Raw genomic sequence first — 2718 nt, 5'->3', positions numbered from 1 at the left:
CGCCCTTGAATTTAGCTAAAACACAGCCCAAAATTTTAGATCAGCTTCTTTTATATTATTGGTTATATACAAGCTTAACACAGTTTCTCCCTTAAATTCAGCAAACAAAGGATCCTTCTTGTCTATCTTATAATACACATAACCATTTAGATAAGGTAGGGCTGAGGGGACATTTGAAAGTGCTTCTATGTTTATTCCCTTGAGCTGGGTAGCTACTATGTTTTTTATCTTGCTTTGGGTGTGAATTTTACTTTGTGCCTTGAAATTTTTCATCAAATACTCCTGACTTAGATCAGCACTCACAGCTAAAAAGATCTCAGCCTCCTCAATCATACTTGCATTATCAAAGAAGATATCATAAAAGCCATTTCCCAAAGGCACTACATTTGCCATAGTATAGCGAGGCGAGCTAAGCTTGGAAAATAAAATGCGTATATTATTCATAAGAGGGACAAAGCTTTCGTTTAAATTTTGATGCTTATAGGGGATAAACTCCGTATCTTCTGTGTTAAAAAGCCCCAGTTCAGCTTGAAATTCAACAAGCTTTTCATACAAAAACTCAGGGTGTAGTTTCTCCTTGTGATTTAAATATGAAAAGATAAGATAATACTTCTTAACAAGGCTTAAGGTCAAATAAGTGCTAAGATCAAGACTACTCTTGCTTTGATCTATGCCCTTAAAAACTCCGCCAAGCACCTCTTTGTGAGCTTTCATAGAGTATAAAAGCTCCTCTAAAAAAGCCCTTATTATAGGACTTTTTTTAAGATCAAGGCAGGTTGGTATGAAGCCTTCGTCAAGTTCTATCTTGCGGTTATTATCTATGCTTTTAATCTTGCCAATTGCAAGTTCTAACTCATCAGCCGTGCTATCTCCTAAAATGCCAAGCTTTAGCCTCAAACTTGCCAGATCAAGGCTTGTTTTTTCTTGAGTGAAGCTTAAATTATCCTCATCAAATGCCTCCTTGCTTGTATCATCATAGCTTCTTGAAGCAATCATACTTTTTAAGGCTATATACTTGGTATTTGGCATATTATTTAAGAGGGCTAGCTCAACAGTGCTTGTAAGGGCAAGGGGAAGTTTTAGGGTGATGATGGAGTTTGTCAAGGTGTCATATTTTATCTCCAAGGGCTTTGGCAAGAGATCTTGTTCTGGTGCATTAAAAACGCTGCCGTCCCTACTAAGACCTGAGATTCTACTTAAAGCTATCTTGCCCTCAATGAGCATTTCCTTTGAAAACTCCAAATCAATGATGCCATATAAATTGCTATTTACGCCTATGGTTTTAAGATCAACATATCTTTGCAAATATCTTTCTTGTTGCTCAAAATGAGCCTTGGCTAAGTTTAAGCCATTAAACCAAGCTACCTTAAGCTTATCTGCCATTTGTATTTACCTTTTTAATTTTGCTTTTTTTATCTGCTTTAAATTTTAGCCTATTCTTGCTTTAAATTTGAGTTTATTTTTAACGCTTTTTTACTTGCTTTGAATTTGAGCTTAGCTCTAAAGAAGCATTTAAATTTAAGAATAAACTTTAAAGCCTTGTTTTTTGCTTACTTTAAATTCAAGCTTATTTTTAACGCTTTTTGTCTGCTTTGAATTCAAGCTTATTTCTAAGAAACATTTAAATTTAAGAATAAACTTTAAAGCCTTACTTTTACTTGCTTTTAGCCTCTTGCAATAATGCCTAAATTAAAATAATTTTTTAGGCTTTTTGCTTTGAATTTTAGCCTATTTTTAACAAACAAGCTAAGATAAACTTCTTTAAACCTTATGAATGATCCTTAAATATTTTTGAATTTAATCTTCTAAAATAGGCTTTTTTTAATATGATTTTGTTATAATTTATAAAAATTCACAAAAGGATGGACTATGTTTGATGGGTCTAAGTCTCCAAAAGAACGCATAAATATCACCTACAAGGCAAAAACAAAGGGGCAAAATGCCGAGGTAGAATTGCCCTTAAAATTAATGATAGTTTCAAATTTAACAAGAAATGCCAAACAAGCCCTTGAAGAAAGAGAGGTTTTAAACATAAATAAAAACAATTTCAATCAGGTTATGCAAAAGCTAGACATAAGCACTGAATTTAGCGTTAAAAACACCCTAAACAAAGAAGCAAGCGAGCTTGATGTGAAATTAAACATAAAGGGTATGAAGGATTTTTCACCAGATAGCATAGTAAGACAGGTGCCAGAGCTTAACAAGCTCTTACAACTAAGAGAAGCCCTAATGGCTTTAAAGTCTCCAATGGGTAATATACCAAGCTTTAGAAAGGCTGTCTTAGAAGCCTTAAAAGATGAAAAAAGCAAGGAGCAGTTATTGCTAGAAATAAAAGAGGAAAAAAACGAGGGATAGAAATTTTTTTGTAAAATTTACAAAAAGCATTAAGCTAGCTTGAACTGTTGGCTTGAATTTACTTGAATTTGTGAATTTAAAAATGCTTTGCTGAATTTAAATTTGCTTGAATTTATCAAGCCAAAAACAGGCCTTACTGAATTTAAGGCTTTTAACTTTGAATTTGCTTGAATTTGTGAATTTAAAAAAGGCTTTGCTAACTTTGAATTTAACTTTATTTAAATTTAGCAACTTAAAAACAAGGTGCTGAATTTAAATTTGCTTGAATTTATCAAGCCAAAAACAGGCCTTACTGAATTTAAGGCTTTTAACTTTGAATTTGCTTGAATTTGTGAATTTAAAAAAGGCTTTGCTTGAATTTAA

Annotated in this window: 2 protein-coding genes; one reads left to right on the top strand and one right to left on the bottom strand. The window is 32.7% G+C overall.

Going from position 1 to position 2718, the window contains the following annotated elements:
- Window positions 1-15 precede the first annotated feature (15 nt).
- Window positions 16-1383 carry a type VI secretion system baseplate subunit TssK gene (gene tssK, locus DMC01_RS12180; RefSeq protein WP_142694454.1) on the bottom strand — a complete coding sequence of 456 codons (1368 nt, stop codon included), beginning with the start codon at window positions 1381-1383 and terminating at the stop codon, window positions 16-18.
- A gap of 486 nt (window positions 1384-1869) precedes the next feature.
- Here tssK and tssB point away from each other — a divergent pair, with 486 nt between their 5' ends.
- Window positions 1870-2355 carry a type VI secretion system contractile sheath small subunit gene (gene tssB, locus DMC01_RS12175; RefSeq protein ID WP_142694453.1) on the top strand — a complete coding sequence of 162 codons (486 nt, stop codon included), beginning with the start codon at window positions 1870-1872 and terminating at the stop codon, window positions 2353-2355.
- Window positions 2356-2718 lie beyond the last annotated feature (363 nt).

Source organism: Campylobacter troglodytis, from assembly GCF_006864425.1.
Taxonomy (GTDB): Bacteria; Campylobacterota; Campylobacteria; order Campylobacterales; family Campylobacteraceae; genus Campylobacter_D; species Campylobacter_D troglodytis.
The sequence above is the reverse complement of the archived record's forward strand: the minus strand, read 5'-3'. Positions and strand labels throughout refer to the sequence as shown.

Coding starts and splice junctions, on each gene's coding strand:
- tssK (WP_142694454.1), bottom strand. CDS start 1,383: ATGGCAGATAAGCTTAAGGTAGCTTGGTTTAATGGCTTAAACTTAGCC.
- tssB (WP_142694453.1), top strand. CDS start 1,870: ATGTTTGATGGGTCTAAGTCTCCAAAAGAACGCATAAATATCACCTAC.